The organism is Pseudomonas sp. KH_017, assembly GCF_057840285.1.
The window spans coordinates 4635671-4658011 of sequence record NZ_CM174509.1; the positions used below are offsets into that span (position 1 = coordinate 4635671).

The 22341-nt window shown below is 60.3% G+C and carries 24 protein-coding genes; 9 read left to right on the top strand and 15 right to left on the bottom strand.

Annotated elements, in window-relative coordinates:
* Positions 1 to 39: 39 nt before the first annotated feature.
* The 4 genes from AC3IT6_RS21005 to AC3IT6_RS21020 form a co-directional block, all read right to left on the bottom strand.
* Positions 40 to 543 (bottom strand): universal stress protein, encoded by a 504-nt coding sequence (locus tag AC3IT6_RS21005; RefSeq protein ID WP_414876599.1) that lies wholly within the window; start codon positions 541 to 543, stop codon positions 40 to 42.
* A gap of 95 nt (positions 544 to 638) precedes the next feature.
* Positions 639 to 1544, bottom strand: a complete 906-nt coding sequence (locus AC3IT6_RS21010) for a 5'-nucleotidase (RefSeq protein ID WP_489316795.1) — start codon at positions 1542 to 1544, stop codon at positions 639 to 641.
* 25 nt (positions 1545 to 1569) lie between these two features.
* The gene (locus tag AC3IT6_RS21015) at positions 1570 to 2523 is read right to left on the bottom strand and encodes a putative 2-dehydropantoate 2-reductase (RefSeq protein ID WP_489352492.1); all 954 of its coding nucleotides are present in this window, start codon (positions 2521 to 2523) and stop codon (positions 1570 to 1572) included.
* Positions 2520 to 2906, bottom strand: coding sequence for a thioredoxin family protein (locus AC3IT6_RS21020; RefSeq protein ID WP_489352494.1), 387 nt, complete (start codon positions 2904 to 2906; stop codon positions 2520 to 2522). The genes AC3IT6_RS21015 and AC3IT6_RS21020 overlap by 4 nt, the downstream gene beginning before the upstream one ends.
* On the opposite strand from AC3IT6_RS21020, the gene AC3IT6_RS21025 reads away from it, so the two are divergent.
* Complete coding sequence (locus tag AC3IT6_RS21025) at positions 2905 to 3348, top strand: PilZ domain-containing protein (protein WP_489352496.1); 444 nt, start codon at positions 2905 to 2907, stop codon at positions 3346 to 3348. The genes AC3IT6_RS21020 and AC3IT6_RS21025 overlap by 2 nt on opposite strands.
* Before the next feature lie 187 nt (positions 3349 to 3535).
* Entirely contained in the window at positions 3536 to 4612 is a 1077-nt protein-coding gene (locus AC3IT6_RS21030) for a 3-deoxy-7-phosphoheptulonate synthase (RefSeq protein ID WP_007973561.1), read from the top strand.
* Between the two features lie 84 nt (positions 4613 to 4696).
* Here AC3IT6_RS21030 and AC3IT6_RS21035 read toward each other — a convergent pair whose 3' ends face one another.
* Positions 4697 to 4984 carry a GNAT family N-acetyltransferase gene (locus AC3IT6_RS21035; protein WP_007973562.1) on the bottom strand — a complete coding sequence of 96 codons (288 nt, stop codon included), beginning with the start codon at positions 4982 to 4984 and terminating at the stop codon, positions 4697 to 4699.
* A 639-nt stretch (positions 4985 to 5623) separates the two neighbouring features.
* Between AC3IT6_RS21035 and oprI the strand changes: the two genes are divergently transcribed.
* The gene (gene oprI / locus AC3IT6_RS21040; RefSeq protein WP_003199355.1) at positions 5624 to 5875 is read left to right on the top strand and encodes an outer membrane lipoprotei OprI; all 252 of its coding nucleotides are present in this window, start codon (positions 5624 to 5626) and stop codon (positions 5873 to 5875) included.
* A 123-nt stretch (positions 5876 to 5998) separates the two neighbouring features.
* Here the strand turns inward: oprI and AC3IT6_RS21045 are convergent, their stop codons facing one another.
* The 4 genes from AC3IT6_RS21045 to AC3IT6_RS21060 form a co-directional block, all read right to left on the bottom strand.
* Entirely contained in the window at positions 5999 to 6973 is a 975-nt protein-coding gene (locus tag AC3IT6_RS21045) for a L,D-transpeptidase family protein (RefSeq protein WP_489352498.1), read from the bottom strand.
* A gap of 499 nt (positions 6974 to 7472) precedes the next feature.
* Complete coding sequence (locus AC3IT6_RS21050) at positions 7473 to 8900, bottom strand: IS1182 family transposase (protein ID WP_489352500.1); 1428 nt, start codon at positions 8898 to 8900, stop codon at positions 7473 to 7475.
* 756 nt (positions 8901 to 9656) lie between these two features.
* Positions 9657 to 9950: a hypothetical protein gene (locus AC3IT6_RS21055; protein ID WP_007991769.1), complete on the bottom strand. Its 294-nt coding sequence runs from the start codon at positions 9948 to 9950 to the stop codon at positions 9657 to 9659.
* 56 nt (positions 9951 to 10006) lie between these two features.
* Entirely contained in the window at positions 10007 to 10612 is a 606-nt protein-coding gene (locus tag AC3IT6_RS21060; RefSeq protein WP_008049055.1) for an arylesterase, read from the bottom strand.
* A 10-nt stretch (positions 10613 to 10622) separates the two neighbouring features.
* On the opposite strand from AC3IT6_RS21060, the gene AC3IT6_RS21065 reads away from it, so the two are divergent.
* From AC3IT6_RS21065 to greB, 3 genes are read left to right on the top strand one after another with little or no spacing between them, the layout of a single operon-like run.
* Positions 10623 to 11306 (top strand): ABC transporter ATP-binding protein, encoded by a 684-nt coding sequence (locus tag AC3IT6_RS21065; protein ID WP_046043370.1) that lies wholly within the window; start codon positions 10623 to 10625, stop codon positions 11304 to 11306.
* Entirely contained in the window at positions 11306 to 13810 is a 2505-nt protein-coding gene (locus AC3IT6_RS21070) for an ABC transporter permease (protein ID WP_489352502.1), read from the top strand. Before AC3IT6_RS21065 ends, AC3IT6_RS21070 begins: the two co-directional genes overlap by 1 nt.
* Before the next feature lie 34 nt (positions 13811 to 13844).
* Positions 13845 to 14342, top strand: a complete 498-nt coding sequence (gene greB, locus AC3IT6_RS21075; protein WP_007973570.1) for a transcription elongation factor GreB — start codon at positions 13845 to 13847, stop codon at positions 14340 to 14342.
* Positions 14343 to 14345: 3 nt separating this feature from the next.
* On the opposite strand, the gene AC3IT6_RS21080 is transcribed toward greB, so the two are convergent.
* From AC3IT6_RS21080 to AC3IT6_RS21090, 3 genes are all read right to left on the bottom strand, one after another.
* On the bottom strand, positions 14346 to 14654 hold the full coding sequence (locus AC3IT6_RS21080) for a class I SAM-dependent methyltransferase (RefSeq protein WP_489352504.1): 309 nt from the start codon (positions 14652 to 14654) through the stop codon (positions 14346 to 14348).
* Between the two features lie 247 nt (positions 14655 to 14901).
* Positions 14902 to 15336 carry a DoxX family protein gene (locus tag AC3IT6_RS21085; protein WP_150726277.1) on the bottom strand — a complete coding sequence of 145 codons (435 nt, stop codon included), beginning with the start codon at positions 15334 to 15336 and terminating at the stop codon, positions 14902 to 14904.
* Positions 15337 to 15439: 103 nt separating this feature from the next.
* A complete protein-coding gene (locus tag AC3IT6_RS21090; RefSeq protein ID WP_489352507.1) occupies positions 15440 to 16861 on the bottom strand; it encodes an MltF family protein in 1422 nt (473 codons plus the stop codon).
* Between the two features lie 237 nt (positions 16862 to 17098).
* On the opposite strand from AC3IT6_RS21090, the gene AC3IT6_RS21095 reads away from it, so the two are divergent.
* The 3 genes from AC3IT6_RS21095 (at position 17099) to AC3IT6_RS21105 (ending at position 20086) form a co-directional block, all read left to right on the top strand.
* Complete coding sequence (locus AC3IT6_RS21095) at positions 17099 to 17905, top strand: TatD family hydrolase (protein ID WP_489352509.1); 807 nt, start codon at positions 17099 to 17101, stop codon at positions 17903 to 17905.
* Positions 17906 to 18018: 113 nt separating this feature from the next.
* A complete protein-coding gene (locus AC3IT6_RS21100) occupies positions 18019 to 19500 on the top strand; it encodes a methyl-accepting chemotaxis protein (protein WP_489352511.1) in 1482 nt (493 codons plus the stop codon).
* A 220-nt stretch (positions 19501 to 19720) separates the two neighbouring features.
* Complete coding sequence (locus AC3IT6_RS21105; protein WP_489352513.1) at positions 19721 to 20086, top strand: terminase; 366 nt, start codon at positions 19721 to 19723, stop codon at positions 20084 to 20086.
* On the opposite strand, the gene AC3IT6_RS21110 is transcribed toward AC3IT6_RS21105, so the two are convergent.
* The 3 genes from AC3IT6_RS21110 to AC3IT6_RS21120 all read right to left on the bottom strand — a co-directional run bounded on the left by AC3IT6_RS21110 (position 20087) and on the right by AC3IT6_RS21120 (position 22267).
* A complete protein-coding gene (locus AC3IT6_RS21110; protein WP_150753913.1) occupies positions 20087 to 20884 on the bottom strand; it encodes an acyl-CoA thioesterase in 798 nt (265 codons plus the stop codon).
* A gap of 245 nt (positions 20885 to 21129) precedes the next feature.
* Positions 21130 to 21888 carry a CHAD domain-containing protein gene (locus tag AC3IT6_RS21115; RefSeq protein WP_489352515.1) on the bottom strand — a complete coding sequence of 253 codons (759 nt, stop codon included), beginning with the start codon at positions 21886 to 21888 and terminating at the stop codon, positions 21130 to 21132.
* 100 nt (positions 21889 to 21988) lie between these two features.
* Positions 21989 to 22267 (bottom strand): hypothetical protein, encoded by a 279-nt coding sequence (locus tag AC3IT6_RS21120; RefSeq protein WP_034150181.1) that lies wholly within the window; start codon positions 22265 to 22267, stop codon positions 21989 to 21991.
* Positions 22268 to 22341 lie beyond the last annotated feature (74 nt).

The window sequence follows — 22341 nt, forward strand, 5'->3', positions numbered from 1 at the left end:
AAATCTAGAACTTTTTTATCAAATTGCCATTATTCTGTTCTAGCGATCCCCTTGCCGACGACGTTGCATCAGCGGCACCAGATAGACCGGTACCTTGGACAGTTGCAGCACACGGGCGGCGGTTCGCCCCAGAGGCGTTTCCGCACCCGCACCGTGGCTGTGACTTCCTACGATCAACAAATCCACGGAGAGTTTCTGCGCCTGGTCCAGAATCACCTGCGATGGGTCGCCCTGCACCACCCGTACTGCCTGAATCCGCTCCAGATCGTGCTCCCCTTCATCCCCCAACTCCTCACGAAAACTGTCGAGCACACGCTGCTCGATACTGGCAATCACAGTATTCAGGCCCTGGCTGTGAAACTCGTTCAGCGCCTGTTCATCGAGATAACTTTCGAGCACCGATTCAGCAAACAACCCCATGGGTTCAACCGCATGCACCACATACAAATCGGCATTGAAGATCCGGGCCAGCTCCAGGGCATGCTGCATCACCACGGGCGCGTACAGGCCAAGGTCAGTGGCATACAGCATCGAACGAATCATATGACCTCCTCGACTGCCAACATGGCGGAGATTTGATTCAGCTTAGCAGTGCCTTGGCGACTGCGACGTGCGGCGCAACGCATTGAACGGTGGGCTTAAACCTTTTGCTCGTTGCTTATGCCATGGGGCACATGACCGGTGGCGACGACTTCACGGGCCAATTCGCAGTGGCCGGCCTGATCGTCGAAAAACACATCGGCCGCGAAGGCTTCGAGAAAGGCCGACTTGGTCAGGCCGCCGAGGAACAGCGACTCGTCGAGACGGATGTCCCATTCGCGCAACGTGCGAATCACCCGCTCATGGGCCGGTGCCGATCGCGCCGTGACCAGCGCGGTACGGATCGGACAGGTGTCCTCCGGGAACTCACGCTGCAACAGGTTGAGGGCCGCGAGAAACCCTTTGAACGGCCCTCCGCGCAACGGCTCGCGGGCGGACTCACGCTCGCTGGCCTGGAACGCCTCCAGACCACCGGCCTGATAAATGCGCTCCGACTCATCGGAAAACAGTACCGCGTCTCCATCGAAGGCAATGCGCAACTCGTCGCTGGCCGCACGGCTGGCACCACCCGACAGAATGGTCGCGGCCGCGAACCCGGCGTCCAGTGCATTGCGTACGTCTTCGGCGTGGGTCGAGAGAAACAGGTCGCAGCCAAAGGCCTTGAGGTAGGGATACGGACTGCGCCCGCCGACAAAGGCCGCACGGGAAATTGCCAGTCCGTAGTGGTCAATCGAGTTGAACACCCGCAGCCCGGTGTCAGCGCTGTTGCGCGACACCAGGATCACCTCGACCCGGGCGCGGCCGAGGCTGTTGTTGAGGTTCAGGAGTTTCTGCACCAACGGGAAGGCATCGCCGGGCTCGAGGATTTCGTCTTCATGTTCGATCTGATACTGCCTGTAGGCTTCGACGCCACTCGACAGGTAGACCTTGTGGCTTTCGCTCAGGTCGAACAACGCCCGCGAAGAAATCGCCAGCACCAGCTTGTCGTCAATTGCCTTTGGCATGCCCTTCCCCCTCAGGTCGGTCGACTCAGGTGTTGCGTCGATCAATGAAACTCAAACTGCGATACAAGGCCTCGATGCGTGGCATCTCACACCCGGCTGCCTTCGCCGCCGCCAACGGCCGGGCGTAGATCGCGGCCAGTTCCAGCGGTCGCTTGTGCAAGTAATCGTGGTACATGCTCGGCCAGTAGTCGGGCATTTTCTCGGTCACCATGAACAAATGCTCGGCATACCCTGCCGGTACATCGTGCCCGCAGGCGATTGCCCCTTGCACCACTTCAGCCATCAGCGCCTTGATCAGCTCGCGACTGTCGGCATCGGCCATCAACGGTGTGGTGCTCGCCCCCAGCAAAACCGAGAGACCGTTGTAAGGGATATTCCAGACCAGTTTTTGCCAACGCGCCTGATGTAAATTCGCCATGGCCTGGGAATCGAGGCCGGCGCTGCGAAACAGTCCGACGCCCTCTTCGACAATTGCGCCGCGTGCCGGCCCATCGGCGGGACCGCTGTGATAACCCACATGCACCGCGCCCAGCGCCTGATGGGTGATGACACCCGGCGCCTCGCGATGGACGCAGATGTAGCAGAGCCCTCCGAGCACATGCAGCGAATCGGGGAGCAGCTCGCGCAGGCTGTCTTCGACGTCCAGGCCATTTTGCAACAGCAGTACCTTGGCGTTCGGTGCTGCCGCCTGCAGGATGGCGGGTGCCAGGTCGGTGTTGCTGGTAGTTTTCGCGCCCACCAGCAGCCAGTCGCAGGGCGGCATGTCTTCAGCCTTCGAGTAAGCCTGCACCGGGTTCAGTTTCAGCGCACCGTGGGGTGCGCTATCGACTTGCAACCCGTGCTCGGCCACAGCGGAAAACTCGCTGCGCAGCAGAAAATGCACATCAAAACCGGCACGCGCCAGCATCACCCCGTAGAAACCGCCGATTGCGCCGGTCCCGATAATGCCGATCGTCGGCCTGGCAACTGTTCCCATCATGGCAACTCCTCTGCTGTTCGACTCAGCGCCTGGCGCACGGCCCGATTGAGCTCGGTGTCGGTCAGGCGCGAGTTCAGTGCTCCAAAGAATTCGCCGTCGCGAACGACAAACAGCGCCGGCAAGTGAAAGACCTGATAACGCTCGACCACCCCGCCGTTGTTGCCGGCATCGATCCAGCACAGTCGATCGACTGCCAGGTCGAGTGTCGGCAATTGCTCGCGGGCAAAACGGCAACTGGCGCAGCCGACACTGGTGAAAATGACCAGCGATACACCGCTCATCGCCAGCAGCCGTTGGTCGACGTCAAAATCGGTCAGTTCCAATTCGACCACTATACTGGAGGGACCAATGTCAGATGGCCGACACATGGAGTCTGTGTTCATGGGACGATTCATTCCTCACCCTGACGATGTGCCCGTCGAGTTAACGTTGCTGAAACCCGAGTGTCTTTCGCGACGACAGCTGCACACTATCAGTCTCGGGGGCATGGCTTGCAATTATCACCGCGCGTGGCGCCACGGCACGGCGCTGGTGGTACGCATGCCGACCGTGAACCCGGACATGCGCTACCTGGGTTATGTGGCCTGGTGCCTGCGGCGCAAACGCGGTTATCTGGTGGGGATCGCCTTCGTTGATGAACAAACGCTGTTCAGCGCCCGAATGGGCGAGCAGGTGTGCCAGATCGAACGCTACTGCCGCCTGCATGACGCCCACGAAGACCTGCAGGATATCCAGGCCCTGGCCCTCGAATGGGTCCAGGAGCATGCCGACGAGTTCTCTCACGATTCGGTGCGCAAGGCTTTTGCGCAACCGGTGCTGGAATAGAGGCGTTCTTGATCGATTTGCCCCTCATGGCAGGGAAACTGACTGCGAAACCCCACCAAACCGGCGTCTGCCCATTGTCGAGCCACGGTGTAACGCGCTAAGGTTCGGCTCCCCGACGCGCTTAATTTGCTGTGCTCCGCCGCGCGGGTTCGCTGGCGGCCGGCACCCGTGACCTGACGAGTAAACGATGGCTGATTTACCGATCAACGACCTAAACGTCGCCTCCAACGAGACACTGATCACTCCCGATCAGCTCAAGCGCGATATTCCCCTGAGCGACGCCGCACTGCGCACCGTCACCAAGGGCCGCGAAGTCATTCGCAACATTCTGGATGGCACCGACCATCGCCTGTTCGTCGTCATCGGGCCTTGCTCGATCCACGACATCAAGGCCGCCCACGAATATGCCGAGCGCCTGAAGGTTCTCGCTGCCGAAGTGTCCGATACCCTGTATCTGGTCATGCGCGTGTATTTCGAGAAGCCACGTACCACCGTCGGCTGGAAAGGCTTGATCAACGACCCGTACCTGGACGACTCGTTCAAGATCCAGGACGGCTTGCACATCGGTCGCCAGTTGCTGCTGGACCTGGCCGAAAAAGGCCTGCCGACCGCCACCGAAGCCCTCGACCCGATCTCCCCGCAATACTTGCAGGACCTGATCAGCTGGTCGGCCATCGGCGCGCGCACCACCGAATCCCAGACTCACCGTGAAATGGCCTCCGGCCTGTCCTCGGCCGTCGGCTTCAAGAACGGCACCGATGGCGGCCTGACCGTGGCGATCAACGCCCTGCAGTCGGTTTCCAGCCCGCACCGCTTCCTGGGCATCAACCAGGAAGGTGGCGTGTCGATCGTGACCACCAAGGGCAACGCCTACGGTCACGTGGTGCTGCGCGGCGGCAACGGCAAGCCGAACTACGATTCGGTCAGCGTTGCGCTCTGCGAGCAGGCGCTGAACAAGGCGAAGATCAAGCCGAACATCATGGTCGATTGCAGCCACGCCAACTCCAACAAGGATCCGGCCCTGCAACCGCTGGTGATGGAGAACGTCGCCAACCAGATCCTCGAAGGCAACAAGTCGATCATTGGCCTGATGGTAGAAAGCCACCTGAACTGGGGCGCCCAGGCGATCCCGAAAGACCTCGCCGACCTGCAGTACGGCGTGTCGATCACCGACGCCTGCATCGACTGGACCGCGACCGAAAACACCTTGCGCAGCATGCATGCCAAGCTCAAGGATGTGCTGCCTAAACGCGATCGCAGCTGATCTGCCTGATTGGTTGCTTAAAAAGCGCACAAAAAAACGCCGGGCTGAACCCGGCGTTTTTTTATGCGTTCGTTTTGTTGAAGGTCACTGACTCAGCTTGGCCGCGTGCCGCTGGTGACGCTCCATGTAGCGCTCGACGTAGGAGCACGATGGAATGACGGTGTAGCCCATTTCGTCAGCGTACTCCAGCGCCTTCTCGGTCAAGGCTGCCGCAATACCGCGACCACGCAATGCGTTGGGCACGAAGGTGCGATAGATATCCAGGGTCTGTTTCCCCAGATCCATATAGGTCAGATAGGCACGATGACCGTCCACATTGGTCTCGAACTGATGACCAGCCTGGTCATGGTGGATGGACAACGCCTCGCTCATCACTACTCCTCGCGGGTCTGGAATTCCGACCCCTACCTTACCGATGTTTTTCCGGCGAAGGAACATCTACGCCACCCCGTGCCTGTATGGACACCGAGAAGAGCTGCACCGATCTCGCGCTACCGAGCACGTACAAATAGTAGGCACCATTGGCAGAAAATGCTCAAGGTGCGCTCGTCATCGTGCGGGTTGGCGGGTGCTGCTCCGGATCACGCAGGAATGGCTCGACCGAAGATCACTCGGGGTCGATAGCCTGTACATTGCCGGATGTTGAGACTTAAGACGAGCGCCCGTTGTTAAAGTCACCTGAACATCGAGAAAGATATTGAGAGGCGCCACACAAAAGCCGAACAAAAGTGTAGACGAATCCATGTAGGCGGACTTTAGCCAGACTGAAAAACAGCGCCGTGCCACAGGAACTTTTTCTCGTCGGCTCGCTCAGCCACGGGCCTTGCAGCTGGATGTTTTTTAAACAATTCAGTTAAAAGTTGCTCGAAAAAGAATCAACGCCTACAATTTTTTTTGCTTCTTGCGTCACGTCAGTTTTACTTACTACAAGTAATGGGTAGTATGTACGCCGGCTATTTCCTCAATCGGAGGAGATAGCTACTTAATAGAAAGTCCTTGAAGGGGAACACGATGAACAACGTTCTGAAATTCTCTGCTCTGGCTCTGGCCGCAGTTCTGGCTACCGGTTGCAGCAGCGCATCGAAAGAAACCGAAGCACGTCTGACCGCTACTGAAGACGCAGCTGCTCGCTCCCAGGCTCGTGCAGACGAAGCTTACCGTAAAGCTGATGAAGCTCTGGCTGCTGCTCAAAAAGCACAACAGACTGCTGACGAAGCTAACGAGCGTGCTCTGCGCATGCTGGACAAAGCTAGCCGCAAGTAATAATCCTTCGGGATTGTTATCAAGCCGACCCATTTTTTGGGTCGGCTTTTTTATTGCCCGGCGTTTCTCCAGGCAATAAAAAACCCGTCGACGCGGTCCGCGCCGACGGGCTCTTTGCCAGCGTTACTGCAGCGGGTCGACCGGCGTGCTCGACACCATCGGTACGACGCCGTTGCCCGGCACAGCGATCTCAACCGGCAGGCCGTCTTCAGCGGCGACCACATCACGCACCACATCCCAGTTCATGCGCAGGTTGTTGGTGATGTCTTCACGCTTGAGCATCGCATTGATGACTGCGGTGTGCTTGTCGACCACCGACGGATTGCCCTTGTCGTCCAGCGGCGTATGCGCCTCCAGATAGACCTTGCCGCCACTCAAACCAAACTTGTACGGATCGTTGATGATCCGCACCGACGTACCGACCGGCACCATGCCCGCCATTTCCAGCACGTTGTTGTTGAACATGCGGAAGCAACCGTGGCTGGTGCGCATGCCGATACCGAACTTCTTGTTCGAACCGTGGATCAGGTAGCCCGGTGTGCCCAGGGTGAACTTGAACGGCCCCAGCGGGTTGTCAGGGCCGGCCGGCACGACGTTGGGCAGCGGATCACCGTCGGCTGCGTGCTCGGCCTTGATCGAAGCTGGAGGCGTCCAGGTCGGATTAGGTGTCTTGGCGGTAATGTTGGTGTGGGCAATCGGCGAGCCCCAGCCTTCACGACCGATACCCAGCGGGAACGTGTACACCACGTTCTTGCCTTTCGGGTAGTAGTAGAGGCGGTACTCGGCCAGGTTGATCACGATGCCTTCACGCGGGCCTGGCGGCAGGATGAAGCGGGTCGGCAGAATGATTTCCGTGCCGGCGCCTGGCAGCCAGGCATCGACTCCCGGGTTGGCCGCGAGCATTTCCGTGTAGCCCAGATCGTAGGCGGTACCAAGGTCGGCGAAGGTGTCTTCGTACTTGGCCTTGATCACCTGCACCTGGCCGATGATGTCCTCACCGGGCGGTGGCAGGGGAAACTCCAATGCTGCGACTGGACCGGCCATAAAGAGGGCGGCAAGAGTCAGGCAGCGGGTGACGGCAGGAAAGCGCGGCAACATCCGGAAAATCCTTCGCATGATCAACAGAGATATAAGAGCGCGATTGTACACCGCCATCCGTTATTTCGGGGAGATGGCCCGATTGCAGGCAGTGCTAGGCGATTTTGCGATTTTCCTCGATCCCGTGTGGGGGCGAGCTTGCTTGTGATGGCTGTGTGGCAGGCGGCGTGGATTTTTGAGGGTGTACATATCCGTTTTTGCGGTCACGGCCGCTTATGGTTCCGCTCTTACAGCGGGTTACTTGGAAGAGCCCCAAGTAACCAAGGGCTCTTGCCCCTGACGTTCGGTGCCTCGCTCCGGTCCTGCTCCGTGGGCCCGCCGCCATCGGCCATCCATGGCCCAGAGTGTGTAAAAACCGGCTCAAGCAGCGTCGGCGCGCAGCGCAGACGCTGCTTTGGCCTGCTAATCACAGCTAAAGCGTTCCACGTAGCCGCAGCCGGTTCTCAGGGTCGCTACCAACACGTCACAGCGCTTCAATCGGGGCAAAACAAGGGCCTTTTCAGGCCGCCAGCGCTTTCACCAGATTTTGCGCACCGAGGATTTTCATCACTCGCTTCAAGTTGTAGGCGAGCACATTCAGGCTCATTTCGGTGCTCACCCCGGCAAGCCGCCGGGTCAAAAAGTGTGTCGCACCCATCCATTGTTTGAGCGTCCCGAAGGGATGTTCGACGGTCCGCTTGCGGATGCTCATCATCTGCGGCGCATTCTCCAGACGGACCTGCATTTCCTCCAGCACGGCTTCATGTTCCCAGCGACGAACCTTTCGCTCCCTGGCCGGTGTGCATTGCGCCTTTATCGAGCAGGACCTGCAGTTCGAGCTCCAGTAACTGTTCAGCGTCTTGCCATTGTCGACGTAAGAATTGCGCCAGATCAGCACTTCCTTGGCAGGGCAGACGTACACATCTTTGTCCGCGTCGTAAACAAACTCGTCATTGTTGAAGCGGCCATCGAATTTGGCGCGCGAGCTCAGCGTCTTCGGCACATAAGCGCTAATCCCTGCCTCGTGGCAGGCAAGGATCTCCCCGCTTTTGTAATACCCTCGGTCAGCCACCACCGACAACGATTCGAGTTTCATCGCCTCACGGGCCAGCAGCGCCATCGAGCTGAGCTGATCACGGTCATGACCCTCATTGGTCACCTCGTGCGCGACGATCAGATGATGCTTGGTATCGACCGCCGTCTGTACGTTGTAACCCACGATTCCTTTGCCGCTCGTCATCATGGAGCGCGCGTCCGGGTCGGTCAGTGAGACCTGTTTGTCCGGGGACTCCTCAAGCTGTATTTCAATCGCCTGAAGCGCCTTCATCTGCTCCTTCAGTTTGGCGATTTTCTCTTCCAGGCCGCCTTTGGGCCCTGAAGACTTGGTCTCTTCCCGATCAGCTGCATCCAGCGCCTTCAGATAATGGGCAATGCTCGATTCGATTTCTTCCATCCGGCGTTTCAGCTTGGCGCTGGTGAAGTTGCGGTCGCGGTGGTTCACAGCCTTAAATTTGCTGCCATCTATGGCGACGAAATTTTCCGTGAAAAGCCCCAATTGCTGACACAGCACAACAAACTGTCGGCAAACGCCTCGAATGGCCTTGCTGTTGTCTTTACGGAAGTTGGCGATGGTCTTGAAGTCCGGCATCAGTCGACCGGTAAGCCACATCAGCTCGACGTTGCGCTGCGCCTCGCGCTCAAGGCGTCGGCTCGACTGGATGCGGTTTAGATAGCCGTAGATGTAGATCTTCAGCATGACTGCCGGGTGGTAAGCCGGTCGGCCGGTTTCAGCGGGGACAGCGCTTTCAAAACCCAAGGTGATCAGGTCAAGTTCATCAACGAAGACATCGACAACACGCACCGGATTGGTGTCGCTGACGTAATCGTCCAGGCTCTCGGGGAGCAAGGTACTTTGACCTCGGTGTTCACCTTGAATGAAGCGTTTCATGGGCAGCCCTTGCGATGAAATCCTGGGAAATCATAGCAAGGGTTTGCTTAGAAGTTTTGACACACTCTGGGCCGGCGGCGGCTAACCCGGCATCCATGCCGGGTCGCCCACTGCGCAGAACCTCCACTCGGCCTCACGAGGGGGCGTGTACCGCAAAAGCAAAAGCGAGGCGGCCTACCGGTCGGCCTTTTCGCGGGTTTCGTTCGCCTGTGAGGCAACTGGTCGGCCGGTAGGCCGCCATCGCGAGCAAGTCGGATCGCCGCACCGCCGCTCCCACAATTTGATCGGTGGACATCAGCAAGACATTGGTCGACTGGCAGGCCGCCATCGCGAGCAGGCTCGCTCCCACAGAAGAGCAAAGGCAGAGCCGCGTACCCCCACGCTCTTCACCACTCATCAGGCCGAGCGTTAGCTCGCCTGCAGCTTTTGATCTTGATCCACCCGCCCCCTCGGAAGGCTGAGTGGAGGTGTTCATCCGGGGGTAGGCGCGCAGCGCCGTTCGGCGCAGCCGAACACATCGAGAGGAGGTCGAGCGAAGCCGACCGGAGGCGATGCCCCCTGGATGAATGCCGGAGCGAAGGAACCCCGAGCCTTAGCGAGGGGCCGTACGTTCGGGGCGAGCGTTTTTTTGCTTACTTTTTTTAGGCGCTTGTAAAAAAAGTGAGTCGCCGTAAGGGCGAAACCATAAGCCGCCGTTACCCGAACAACGGATATGTACACAATCAATAAATAACAGGGCTAGCACGCAATTACGGATCAAAGCTCGAACCGCAACTCCGGCCAAATCGGCGACGTCCCCCGCTTCTGCGACTCAAGAATGGCCCGGCACAACGAACACAGACGCTGGTCCTGAAACACCCGACGATCAACACTCGACCAGCGAGGCGAAGCCGGCAACAGACTGCCACACAAGGTCCGGTCCGCCGAACCGCCCAACTCCAGCTGACGGGTCACCAGATGCACCCGCACTTCCTGGCAGGCGAACAGATCCAGCTGCTCGTCAGGCTCGATCAGTTGATAGGCAAATAGTGACCAGGCGGGACGCGGCATCGGGGGCTCCAAATCGGGGGCGCCACCTTAGCCGAAAGCCTGCGTCTAGAAAAGTGTCATAACAGCGGTTTTAGAGTAGGCCAGACATTTTCCAGCAACTTGTCCTGGGCCCCGGCCGCCGGGTGTATGCCGTCGGCCTGCATCAAGTCCGGATGGCCGCCCACGCCGTCGAGGAAAAACGGCACCAGCGGGATCTTTTTCTCATCGGCCAGGTTGCTATAGACCTCGGCGAACGCCTTGGTGTAACGCGCACCGTAATTGGGTGGCAATTGCATGCCGAGCAGCAACACCTTGGCCCCGCTGGCTCGGGAACTGTCGATCATCGACGCAAGATTTTGTTGCAATTGAGTTGGCAGCATCCCGCGCAGGCCGTCATTACCGCCCAACTCGAGGATCACCAGTTCCGGTTTATGCTCTGCAAGCAGCGCGGGCAGGCGCGCCTGGCCTCCGGCACTGGTGTCGCCACTGATGGACGCATTGATCACTTTGTCGTCGAAACCTTCGCGCCTGAGCCGTTGCTCAAGCAGCGACACCCACCCCAGCCGGGTATCCAGCCCGAAACCGGCGCTGATACTATCGCCAACGATCAGGACTGTACCCGCCGCTGCGTTTTGGGCCATGCACATCAAGGCCAGGCCAGCACTCAAAAACCAGACACGCATCGGACTCTCCATGGGCGCAAGCATTCTCATCGCGAAGGACCTTAGCAAAGTGGTTCCCAGCGCGGAAGGTGAACTGACCATCCTGCACCAACTCAGCCTGGAACTGAACAAGGGCGATAGCCTGGCCATCGTCGGCGCTTCCGGTTCCGGCAAGTCCACCCTGCTGGGCCTGCTCGCCGGCCTCGACTTGCCAAGCAGTGGTGAAGTCACTCTCGCCGGGCAGGGCCTGAGCAACCTCGATGAAGACCAGCGCGCGCGCATCCGCGCCGAGCACGTGGGTTTTGTGTTCCAGTCATTCCAGTTGCTCGACAGCCTCAATGCCCTGGAAAACGTCATGCTGCCGCTGGAGCTCGATGGCCGCAAAGACGCCCGCGAACGCGCCACCCAATTGCTGCAACGGGTGGGACTGGGCCAACGCCTGACGCACTCGCCGCGCCAGCTCTCCGGAGGCGAGCAACAACGCGTGGCGATTGCCCGCGCGTTTGCCGCCGAGCCCGATGTGCTGTTCGCCGACGAACCGACCGGCAACCTCGACAGCCACACCGGCGAGCGCATCAGCGACTTGCTGTTCGAGCTCAACCAGGAGCGCGGCACGACCCTGGTGCTGGTGACTCACGATGAACGCCTGGCCCATCGCTGCCGGCGCCTGATCCGTCTTGAAGCCGGCCTGCTGGTCGCCCCTCTGGAGCCTTGATGGCACGTCTGCCGCTGTTGCGCCTGTTCAGTCTCGCCATCCGCCAATTGCTGCGCGATGCCCGCGCCGGTGAATTGCGCGTGTTGTTTTTCGCCTTGCTGGTGGCCGTGGCCGCCAGCACCGCCATCGGTTACTTTGGCGCGCGCCTGAACGGCGCAATGATGCTGCGCGCCACCGAATTCCTCGGTGCCGACCTGCTGCTCGAAGGCAGTTCACCGGCGCGCCCCGAACAGATAAGAAGCGGCACCGAACTGGGTCTGGAACACGCTCAAGTGGTGGAGTTCTCCAGCGTCATCGCCACCGACAACAGCATCCAGCTGTCCAGCATCAAGGCGGCCGATGACACCTACCCGCTACGCGGCGAACTGAAAAGCGCACCCGCCCCCTTCGCCACGCAAACAGTCGGTGGCGGACCGCAACCCGGTGAAGCCTGGGTCGAGGCACGCCTGCTGACCGCCCTGGACCTGAAGATCGGCGACAGCATCGATGTCGGCATGAAAACCCTGAAACTGGCGCGGGTACTGACTTACGAACCCGACCGCGCCGGCAATTTCTACAGCCTGACACCCCGAGTACTGATTAACCTCGACGACCTTGCGGCCACCCGCGTGGTGCAGCCCGGCAGCCGGGTCAGCTATCGCGAATTATGGCGAGGCGATGCTCAGGCACTCGAGACGTATCGGCAACTGATCAAGCCGGGGCTTGCCGCCAATCAGCGCTTGCAGGACGCCCGCGACGGCAACCGGCAGATCGGTGGCGCCCTGGGCAAGGCCGAACGCTACCTGAACATGGCCAGCCTGGTGGCAGTATTGCTCTCCGGCGTGGCGGTGGCGCTGTCGGCAACCCGCTTCGCCACCCGCCGATTCGATGCCAGTGCCTTGCTGCGCTGCCTCGGGCTGTCGCGCCGGGAAACCATGGTGTTGTTCAGCCTGCAACTGACTGTGCTCGGACTGCTGGCCAGCATCAGCGGTGCCCTCCTCGGCTGGCTCGCACAATTGGGCTTGTTTGCCCTGCTGCATGACTTGTTGCCGACCGACGTGCCTCCGGGCGGGCTGTTTCCAGCCATTGCCGGGATCGGCACCGGACTGGTGGCGCTGGCCGGTTTCGCCTTGCCGCCACTGGCGGCTCTGGGCCGGGTTCCGCCATTGCGCGTGCTGCGCCGGGACATGCTGCCGATCCCTTCCAGCACCTGGATGGTCTACGGCGCAGCGCTGGGCGCCCTCGCCCTGATCATGTGGCGCCTGAGCCTGGACCTGGTGCTGACCTTTGCCCTGCTCGGCGGCGGCGTGATTGCAGCGCTGGTGCTGGGCGGCTTGTTGTTGCTGCTGTTGAAGAGTCTGCGGCGCATGCTGGCGCGTGCGTCCTTGCCCTGGCGCCTGGGACTGGGCCAACTGCTGCGTCATCCCCTCGCTGCGGCGGGCCAGTCCCTGGCGTTCGGCCTGATTCTGCTGTCGATGGCGCTGATTGCGCTGCTGCGCGGCGAGTTGCTGGACACCTGGCAGAACCAACTGCCGAAAAATGCACCGAACTACTTCGCGCTGAACATCCTGCCAGCGGATAAGCAGGCCTTCACCGATCACCTGATTGCCGTGTCGGCGCAATCGGCTCCGCTGTACCCGGTGGTGCCGGGGCGCTTGATCAGCATCAACGGCGAACCGGTGCAGCAAATCGTCACCAAGGAGTCGGCCGGCGACCGGGCGATCCAGCGCGACCTGAGCCTGACCTGGGCCGCAGACCTGCCGTCGGGCAACAAACTCACGGCCGGCAATTGGTGGAACCAACAGACGCCGGACGATGTTCCTGGCGTATCGGTAGAAGGCAAGGTCGCCGAAAGCCTGAAAATCAAGCTCGACGACCATCTGGTTTTCAGTGTTGGCGGGGTCAATCGCGAAGCGAAAGTCACCAGCCTGCGGGAGATCAACTGGGACAACTTCCAGCCGAACTTCTTCATGATCTTCCAGCCCGGCACCCTCAAGGATCTGCCGGCGACCTACCTGACCAGTTTCTATCTGGCACAGGGTCACGACCAGCAGATTGTCGACCTGTCCCGCGCCTTCCCGGCGGTAACCATCCTGCAGGTCGAAGCCTTACTGGAGCAACTGCGCAGCATCCTCGCCCAGGTGACCCTGGCCGTGGAGTACGTGTTGTTGTTCGTGTTGGCGGCGGGCATGGCGGTACTCTTCTCCGGCTTGCAAGCGACGCTGGATGAACGCATTCGACAGGGCGCGTTGCTGCGGGCGCTGGGGGCCGAGCGGCAATTGCTGGTCAAGGCGCGACGTATCGAGTTCGGTTTGCTTGGCGCAGTCAGTGGCTTGCTGGCGGCGCTGGGTTCGGAAGTGGTGAGTTGGGTGCTCTACCGCTACGCCTTTGATCTGCCGTGGCATCCGCATCCATGGCTGTTGGTGCTGCCACTGGTGGGCGCCGTACTCATTGGTGGGGCCGGGGTGTTCGGCACCCGTCGGGCATTGAACGCCAGCCCGCTGACAGTCCTGCGCGAGGGTTGATAGACTCCAGCCATCCTCACCACAAGAAGCTGTCATGAGCCGTTACCGCCCTCCCCGCACCGCTGGCACCGCGCTGATCACCCCCGAGGGTGAAGCGCGGATGCGCGCCGAGTTCCATGAGTTGTGGCATGTACGTCGGCCCCAGGTTACCCAGGCTGTCAGCGAAGCCGCGGCCCAGGGTGATCGCTCGGAGAACGCCGAATACACCTATGGCAAAAAGATGTTGCGCGAAATCGACAGCCGCGTGCGTTTTCTCACCAAACGCCTGGAAGCGCTCAAGGTTGTCAGCGAAAAGCCCAGCGATCCGAACAAGGTCTATTTCGGCGCCTGGGTCACGATCGAGGACGAGGATGGCAAAGAGTCGCGCTACCGCATTGTCGGGCCCGATGAACTGGACCTCAAGCAGGGTCTGATCAGCATTGACTCGCCGTTGGCCCGCGCCCTGATCGGCAAGGCACTGGACGCCGAAGTCCGGGTCCAGACACCCACCGGTGAGCAGTGCGTCTACATCGTGGCGATCGACTACCCGTGAGCTTTAACGCCGGGTAATCAGCCCTTGCCGGGCAACGCGGGTCAGTTGCCGGATCACTTCAGGCGCATCTTCGAGGCTGGGGGATTGAATCACCGCCAGATCAAAACTGTCGTCGGCGAAACGAGCGAGCGACTCACCGTCTTCGACAAACTGGATCAGGAAGGCAGCGGGACCGCCGGTACGACGTGGCCAACCATCGAGATAACGCAAGAGCGTCGGCTGATGTTGGCCGCCAAGCAGGATTTTTGGATTGCGCTGGGTCAGGTGTGCCGTGATCGGCGCGGGACGTACAACGGCGTTTAGTGCATTCATTGTGTCGTGTCTCTGCCTCAAAAGTCTGCATGGCAGGTGAGAGGCAACACCGAACCAGCGCTTTAGCGGTATTTCGAAGCCTGTTCCGGCTTCTATCGGCAACTGGATGAGTCACCTGGCGCCCCGCAAGTAGCTGTTTAAATCGGCGCATGAGCAACATCCTAGAGAAGCTGACTGGACAGTGTCAAGAATGACGCTCAACAAAAAAGGCCCGCACAATGCGGGCCTTTTCGTTGAGCCAGAGCGGTCAACCGGCGATGACACGGTCCGCCGAGAGTTTGCCCGCACCTTCGATCAACACCGCGATACTGCCACCAAGCAAGGCCAGGGCGAATTCATAACCGTTGTTGGCCATGAACAGTCCGTTGCTGATGTGCACCGAGAAAATTGCGACCAGCGACAGAAAGATCAGGCCCAGTGCGGCCGGGCGAACCAGCAAGCCGATGATCAGGGCCAGGCCGGCGAAGAATTCGGTGCCGCCCGCCAGTGCCGCCATCAGGTAACCCGGCGTCAGTCCGAGGCTTTCCATGTACTGCGCGGTTCCAGCCAGACCATAGCCGCCGAATGCCCCGAAGAGTTTCTGCGAGCCGTGAGCGGCGAAAACAATGCCGACCACGATGCGCAGAACGGTCAGGCCGTAGCCAGCGCGGGTGGACAGTACCTTGTTGATCAGAGTGCTCATGCTGTTTCATTCCTTGTCAGTGTGTGTTGGTTGGCCGCTATATTAATCAGTAAATCGCATGTTAAAAGCGCAAAAAACCCGTCATAACAATCAGATTAGTTGATCATTTGCGTGAAGCAACCTTTTGTCCCTGGGGCTCCAACGACTCCCGCTCCCGGTCGAACGCCAAGTAGTACTTGTTCACGCTATTAACATAGCTGACGGGCCCCATACCCACTTGCTCCATGGCCACGCGTTCGACCTGGAAGAACCACTGGTTGGGATTCAAACCTCGCCGCCGGGCTTCGGCGCGCATGCCTTGCACCCGCTCCGGCCCGATGTTGTAGGCCGCCAGCACGAAGGCCATGCGTTCGCGCTCGTTGAGTTTGGGGCTGGCAAAGAACTTGCGCCGGATCATCGCCAGGTACTTGGCCCCGGCCTGCACATTGCCGTCAAGGTCCTGAATATTGTTGACCCCCACCCGCTGCGCCGCAGAAGGCGTGATCTGCATCAGACCGGTGGGGCCACCGCCACTGCGGGCGGCAGGTTGCAGGGCTGACTCCTTGAAGGCCAGCGCCGCCAGGTTCAGCCAGTCCATGCCCTGGGCATCGGCGTGTTTCTGCAGCACCGGACGAAGTTTTTCCAGGCGCTGCCGGTCCGCCTTGGCCAGCGGATAGTGCACTTGGTAGAGTCGACGATAGATCCGCAGGAACGCGGCGTCCTGATCCGATGGTTTTTTGTAGACAGTGAGGAAGCGATCAATGCTGGCCCGCAGCATCGAGGCATCACGGCGCACGAACCAGAATTCTTCTCCCGGCTCGCTGATGAGTACCTGCTTGTCGAAACGCAGCTTGGGCAGGATCTTGCCCCAGCGTTCGGCGATCGGCTGCTCGACGATGGTCAGGTGGAAGATCCCGCCCTGCACCATCTCCAGTACATCCTCGACGGCAAGGCTCGGATCGACCCATTCGATTGTGACCGGTGGCAGTTTGTGCAAGGCGAGCTTTTGATTGATCTGGCTGACGGCATCCCCGGCGGCGCTGCCGGCGGGTAACGCCAGGGTCTTGCCGGAAAGCTGTTCAAGCCTGGTGTAGCGACGTTCGCCCTTGATGCCCACCAGGACCAACGGGATGTTGCTGGCAATCGGCTCACTGGTGCTGACGGCGAAGCCCGGTTGCAGATCGAGCAATTCGCCTGGCGCCACCAGATCGCCCTCCCCTCGCTGCAATGCGCCGAGCAGTTGATCCTTGGCCTTGGGAATGATTTTGAGGGTAATTTCCTGACCGTCACGGGCGTGGCCGTTGAGGTATTGCTCGAACGCTCTCAGGCGATGGTATTCGACCCCGATCGCCTGCCCCTGGACTTCGCCGGAACTGTTGCGGCTCTGGTTGACCAACACCCGCAGCACACGACTGCTGCGAATTTGGGCAAGGTCGCGCACCTTGCTGGCCGGTACGGCTTGCAGCGGCCCGGGCAGACGCGCGACCGCCGACATCGGCAGTAGCAGCGAACAACACAGCAGTAGCAAAACCGAGGGACGAATCATCCACTCTCCGGAAAGAATATGAGGCCCGCTTCAATGACGAAAACCATCAAGCACGGCGACAAAAACAGAGCGCCAAAGGCGCTGGCAAAGTGCGAAAGACTGGCACAATGATGGCAAAACTACCAACCCGGCCTGGTCCGCGGCTCAAGAGACAGCGTTAACCCGTTGTAGTTCTTGGTTTTTCTTATAAATCCACGGCTCTGATATGCTTTCCGGCCTTTGGGCCGAGGTAGCACCATGCAACTCATCGATATCGGCGTCAACCTGACCAACGCCAGTTTTGCCGACAAACACCAGGCCGTACTCGACCGCGCCTACGCTGCTGGTGTGTGCCAACTGGTGCTGACCGGCACCAGTGTCGAGGGCAGTGAACAGGCCCTTGAGCTGTGCCAGCAACTGGACGAAAGCGCCCAGCGCCTGTTCGCCACTGCCGGTATTCACCCTCATTGCGCCAGCGACTGGAACGCCGACAGCGCCCGCCGTTTGCACTGCTTGCTCAACGAGCCGAATGTGGTGGCCGTGGGTGAATGCGGGCTGGATTTCAACCGTGATTTCTCGCCGCGCCCGCAGCAGGAAAAGGTCCTCGAAGAACACCTGGCCATGGCCGTCGAATTGCAGCTGCCGGTTTTTCTGCACGAACGCGACGCCAGCCAGCGTTTGCTGGAAATCCTGCGCGACTTCCGCGACCGACTGCCGGCCGCGGTGGTGCACTGCTTCACTGGCGAACAGAAGGCGTTGTTCAGCTACCTCGACCTGGACTTGCACATCGGCATTACCGGCTGGATCTGCGACGAGCGCCGGGGCACGCATTTGCATCCGCTGGTCAAGGAGATCAAGCGCGGACGCCTGATGCTCGAAAGCGATGCGCCGTACCTGCTGCCGCGCAGCCTGCGCCCCAAGCCGAAAAACGGGCGCAACGAGCCGGCGTACCTGACCGAAGTATTGCGCGAAGTGGCGCTGCATCGCGGGGAAAGCCAGGAAGATCTGGCGGCGCATACCACAGCCTGTGCGCGGGCGTTTTATGGCCTGCCATTGATCTCCTGATAAACATAAATCCCACAGGTTTGAAGTTGATCTGCATCAAGAATCTGCCACCTGAATAGCGGCACAATAATGGCACCTTGCCAAAACTGTTTCCGCTATCAGAGAAGACCTCCATGGGTGCCTGGCTTAGCAATATCTCGCTGAAATACAAATTCTGGGCGGTCAACGCCGTCGCTTTCGTCACCACCCTGTTGCTGGTGCTGTACGCGGTGCAGCTCGAACAGCAGGCCCGCAGTCATGCCGCCCAGGCTTCGGCTCAGTCGCAGGCGCGATTGCTTGGCGCCTGGCCTGCCGGGCAGCCACTGCCCGAAATCGATAACCTGCTGACGTTCAATCGCGGACAGGCGCCCTCACTGAATGAACAACCCATTCCCGAACTCATCAGTGCAAACGGCTGGGTCGAGATCAACCCGATGCCGCTGTTCGGTGACAATCCGTTGATGGGTGCCGAAGTGTTTACCCGTGCCGACGGCCAGCGGGTCGCCGTGATTGCCCACGGTCCGAGCCTGAGCCAGGTGTTCAACGAGCGTTTTGCCAACTACGCGGTGGCGGTGTTCATCCTGATGCTGGCAATGCTCGGCGCATCGCAGTTATTGATCCGCTTCCTGCTCAGCCAGCTCAACACCTTGAAAGACGTCATGTTGCACGTGGAGAAAACCGGCGATCTGTCGGCCCGCGTGCCATTGGCTTGCAGCGACGAAGTCGGGCAAATGGCCAACGCTTTCAACGCCATGCAGGCCGGTTATCAACGGGTGGTCAACACCGTCGCCAGCACCGCCCGGCAGCTGGACGTCGGCGCCGCGCGGCTGGCGGCCAGCATGAATGAAGTGCGCCACGGCATGCTCGGCCAGCAAAGCGAAACCGATCAGGCCGCCACGGCGATCAATGAAATGACCGCCACGGTCTATCACATCGCCCAACACGCGGGTGCCACCCGTGACCTTTCGCAATCGGCCAATACCCTGGCCGGCAGCGGGCAGGAGGTCGTGACACGGGTGCAGCGGTCGATTGCCGGACTGTCCACCGGCGTCCAGCAGACCGCCGAGATGATTCAACGCCTGGCCAAGGACAGCCAGAAGATCAACGGCGTGGTCAAGGTGATTCACAGCATCGCCGAGCAGACCAACCTGCTGGCGCTGAACGCCGCGATCGAAGCGGCCCGGGCCGGCGAGATGGGGCGCGGCTTCGCGGTGGTCGCCGATGAAGTACGCAACCTCGCCAAACGCGTGCAGGCCTCCACGGATGAAATCACCCTCATGGTCTCGGCGTTGCAGGCCGGTACGCGGGACGCCGTGGATTTCATGCAAGAGAGCTCGTTCAAGGCCGATGATTGCGTACAACAGGCGCAAGAGGCCGGCGCGGCATTGGCCGAGATCACCGGCGCGGTGGCGCAGATGCGTGAGAGCAATACACAGATCGCGGTGGCGGCCGAGCAGCAAAGCCAGGTGGCGGAAGAGATGAACCGGGCGGTGGTGAGCATCCGTGACGTGACCGAGAACACGGTGCAGCAGACGGTGACGTCGGCGACCACCAGCAATGAGCTGGCGGCATTGGCCGGGGAGTTGAGCAGGGCTATCGGTCAACTGAAACTTTGAGGGCCTCTTCGCGAGCAAGCCCGCTCCCACAGGTGACCGAGTTCTTTCATTAGAATGCGGACGAATGTGGGAGCGGGCTTGCCCGCGATGAGGCCGGAACCGGCAACATCAATCCAGACCATGACACCTATCGAGCCAATAGCCAGCCTTGATTCGCCGCCAGCATAGACCGGGCCTATTCTTAATCACATGTGTTCAACATGGATCGAGGATCAGCATCATGGGCAAACGTCACCCCAACCTTCCCGCCTGGCAATGGCGAGCGTACCCGAACAATCACCAGCACCCGACCAATCTGGTGCTGCACCTGATCGCGGTGCCGCTGTTCATCGTGGCGTTTCTGCTGATTGTGTCCGGGGTGTTCAGCCTGAGCCTGGCAAACATCGCCATCGGCGTGATCGGTATGATTGCGGCGCTGGCCTTGCAACGCCACGGCCACAGCCTGGAGACACAAGCCTCCGAACCCTTCAGCGATCGCAAGGATGCGGTATCGCGCTTGTTGGTCGAGCAGTTCCTGACGTTTCCGCGGTTCTTCCTCAGCGGTGGCTGGTGGCGCGCCTGGCGTGAGCGCCACCGCCGTCACTGATCAGGCGAACACGGTCACCGTCTGCCGGCTCATGGCGATCAACCGGCCATCCGCGCTCCACATTTTTGCGGCGGCATGCCCGTAGCCGTCGGCGGCGTATTCGGTTTCGACGAGGTATTTACACCAGTCCAGGGTGTTCAGTTCCAGCAGCGGCTGCACGAATTCGATGGTCCAGGTCAGCGTGCTACCCATCGCCGGCTTCTTCAAGAACGGCATCAGGGCCGGCGGCCAGGCGTCCACCAGCGCCAGGATATGCGCCTCGCTGATGGCCTCTTCCTTTACGTCGCCGCGCAAGCGTACCCAGCCGCCCATATACCGGGATGTACTACCGCTGAACGGCAGCCCGCCGATACTCCAGCGCATCGCCAGATGCCGCATGAACTCCGGGATGACGCCTTCGACAAAAGGCAATTCCTGGCACTCGTCCCAGTGCTTCATTTCAGGTGCCGGTTCAGCGGCCACCGCCACTTCCGAGGGGCGCGAGGCACCAAAGCTGCCCTGGATCAACGTCACCACCTGGCCCTTCTGCATCACCCGGCCCAGCACTTGGCTGACGGCCTTGCCTTCGCGCAGTACGTCGACCTCAAAACTGACCGGTACCTCGGGTTCAACCGGGCCGACGAAGGTGATTGCCAACGAACGCACCGGACGATCCGCCGGAACCCGGGCACGCATGGCTTCGTACTGCAAAGCGACCACCAGGCCACCGAAACTGGCCCGTCCCTGGGCCCAGGAGGCCGGAATAGACAGCTCCAGCGGCTGGCTGCGGACAGCGTCGAGCAGTTCGGAAAAACGCATGAAAACCTCTGGGATCGGAAAAAGATGAAGGGATCTTAACCAGCTGGCGAAGGCTATACAGCACCCATTCCGGCCAAAAGTACTGACAGAAGAGCCGTGCAGGTTTCATGTCGAACATAAAAACCCTGTGGGAGCGGGCTTGCTCGCGAAGAGGCCATCAGCTTAAGCATTAATGCTGACTGACACACCGCTTTCGTCGGAGCGCCGCCCGGAGCAAGCCCGCTCCCACATTTGATCGGTGGTGATCAGGATTTGAAGCAGTCGCGGCTGAATTTCTCCAGCACAAGGTCCGCACGCTGTTCAGCCTCGGCCATGGTAGTTTTCCAGACCGCAACACAGGGCTGCAAATCCGCTTCCCGTTCAGCCATGGCCAGCCATTGCACACAATCGTGCCAGTCACCCAGCGCGCCCTGGGCCGATTTCAATCGGGGCATGGCTGCTTTTGGCAAACGGTCCAGCTCGGGGTAAGCATCGATGCCATAGCGCACGCGCTTGATCAGCAGGCGCAGCCGATGACGGTCATGAGTCGGATCGTGCAGTGCCTCGTCGAGTTTTCCCCACTGCTTGCCCAGGCGCTTTTCGATGCGCTTGCGCAGACCCTTGAGCAATCCCTGGCGCTGGGCTGCACGCAGAAAACGCGGAAACGCATCGAGGACGATCAACATTTGCGCGAGTTCGGGGCTGGCCGCCACGGCCGGATAGGCCTCAGCCATTTGCGCCATGCGCCACTGTGCGGCTTGGGGTTGATGGTGCTGGAGCAGGTACGCCGCCAGCACTTCGCGATCACGTAATGGCGTGCTCAGGTCGCCCACCCGAGAAGCTGCCGCTTCCAGTTGTTCGACGCCGGGCAGCCCGCGCAAGGGGCGCAGCAGGCTGCGCAGCCGACGCATGGTTGTGCGCAGATCGTGTAACGCTTCAGGGTCAGTACGCTCTTTCAGGCGGGCCTGACAGGCCAGCAGACGAACTTCCAGGCCCAGAACCTGAGCCACCAGCCGATCGATCATGGGGGTTTACTCCGTAAACAGCGCCAGGTTGCAAGCTCCAGGCTGCAAGCTCGATGGGTCTTGCAGTTTGCAGCTTAGAGCTTGTAACCGCTTTTCGCTTTTAACGCCCCGCGCGCGACTCACGAATATAGAAACGAGCCTTTTCGGCTTTTTTGGTGCAGCCTTCGAACCCCTCGAATTGCTGCTGGGTCTTGGCCGCGGTCAACAGCGACAGGGCCTTGGAGTAGCTGACGGTCCCGGCGAAACCTTCGGCTTTGGCCAGGTCCAGTTCATGCCATGCCGCATCCAGGTTACTACCGCAGCTGTCGCGATAAGCGGTTTTGCCGGCACATCCGGCGAGCGCCAGGGCAATCAATGGCACGCAGATCCAGGCTTTCATCACTCACTCCTCAAAAATAGGTCAACAGTCGTGCAGGTAAGACGTTGTGGCACCTGAAAAGTGCCGTTGGTCCG

Excerpts from the sequence above, each read along its gene's own strand:
- AC3IT6_RS21005 (WP_414876599.1), bottom strand. The coding sequence starts at position 543 with ATGATTCGTTCGATGCTGTATGCCACTGACCTTGGCCTGTACGCGCCC.
- AC3IT6_RS21010 (WP_489316795.1), bottom strand. The coding sequence starts at position 1,544 with ATGCCAAAGGCAATTGACGACAAGCTGGTGCTGGCGATTTCTTCGCGG.
- AC3IT6_RS21015 (WP_489352492.1), bottom strand. The coding sequence starts at position 2,523 with ATGATGGGAACAGTTGCCAGGCCGACGATCGGCATTATCGGGACCGGC.
- AC3IT6_RS21025 (WP_489352496.1), top strand. The coding sequence starts at position 2,905 with ATGGGACGATTCATTCCTCACCCTGACGATGTGCCCGTCGAGTTAACG.
- AC3IT6_RS21020 (WP_489352494.1), bottom strand. The coding sequence starts at position 2,906 with ATGAACACAGACTCCATGTGTCGGCCATCTGACATTGGTCCCTCCAGT.
- AC3IT6_RS21030 (WP_007973561.1), top strand. The coding sequence starts at position 3,536 with ATGGCTGATTTACCGATCAACGACCTAAACGTCGCCTCCAACGAGACA.
- AC3IT6_RS21035 (WP_007973562.1), bottom strand. The coding sequence starts at position 4,984 with ATGAGCGAGGCGTTGTCCATCCACCATGACCAGGCTGGTCATCAGTTC.
- oprI (WP_003199355.1), top strand. The coding sequence starts at position 5,624 with ATGAACAACGTTCTGAAATTCTCTGCTCTGGCTCTGGCCGCAGTTCTG.
- AC3IT6_RS21045 (WP_489352498.1), bottom strand. The coding sequence starts at position 6,973 with ATGTTGCCGCGCTTTCCTGCCGTCACCCGCTGCCTGACTCTTGCCGCC.
- AC3IT6_RS21050 (WP_489352500.1), bottom strand. The coding sequence starts at position 8,900 with ATGAAACGCTTCATTCAAGGTGAACACCGAGGTCAAAGTACCTTGCTC.
- AC3IT6_RS21055 (WP_007991769.1), bottom strand. The coding sequence starts at position 9,950 with ATGCCGCGTCCCGCCTGGTCACTATTTGCCTATCAACTGATCGAGCCT.
- AC3IT6_RS21060 (WP_008049055.1), bottom strand. The coding sequence starts at position 10,612 with ATGCGTGTCTGGTTTTTGAGTGCTGGCCTGGCCTTGATGTGCATGGCC.
- AC3IT6_RS21065 (WP_046043370.1), top strand. The coding sequence starts at position 10,623 with ATGGGCGCAAGCATTCTCATCGCGAAGGACCTTAGCAAAGTGGTTCCC.
- AC3IT6_RS21070 (WP_489352502.1), top strand. The coding sequence starts at position 11,306 with ATGGCACGTCTGCCGCTGTTGCGCCTGTTCAGTCTCGCCATCCGCCAA.
- greB (WP_007973570.1), top strand. The coding sequence starts at position 13,845 with ATGAGCCGTTACCGCCCTCCCCGCACCGCTGGCACCGCGCTGATCACC.
- AC3IT6_RS21080 (WP_489352504.1), bottom strand. The coding sequence starts at position 14,654 with ATGAATGCACTAAACGCCGTTGTACGTCCCGCGCCGATCACGGCACAC.
- AC3IT6_RS21085 (WP_150726277.1), bottom strand. The coding sequence starts at position 15,336 with ATGAGCACTCTGATCAACAAGGTACTGTCCACCCGCGCTGGCTACGGC.
- AC3IT6_RS21090 (WP_489352507.1), bottom strand. The coding sequence starts at position 16,861 with ATGATTCGTCCCTCGGTTTTGCTACTGCTGTGTTGTTCGCTGCTACTG.
- AC3IT6_RS21095 (WP_489352509.1), top strand. The coding sequence starts at position 17,099 with ATGCAACTCATCGATATCGGCGTCAACCTGACCAACGCCAGTTTTGCC.
- AC3IT6_RS21100 (WP_489352511.1), top strand. The coding sequence starts at position 18,019 with ATGGGTGCCTGGCTTAGCAATATCTCGCTGAAATACAAATTCTGGGCG.
- AC3IT6_RS21105 (WP_489352513.1), top strand. The coding sequence starts at position 19,721 with ATGGGCAAACGTCACCCCAACCTTCCCGCCTGGCAATGGCGAGCGTAC.
- AC3IT6_RS21110 (WP_150753913.1), bottom strand. The coding sequence starts at position 20,884 with ATGCGTTTTTCCGAACTGCTCGACGCTGTCCGCAGCCAGCCGCTGGAG.
- AC3IT6_RS21115 (WP_489352515.1), bottom strand. The coding sequence starts at position 21,888 with ATGATCGATCGGCTGGTGGCTCAGGTTCTGGGCCTGGAAGTTCGTCTG.
- AC3IT6_RS21120 (WP_034150181.1), bottom strand. The coding sequence starts at position 22,267 with ATGAAAGCCTGGATCTGCGTGCCATTGATTGCCCTGGCGCTCGCCGGA.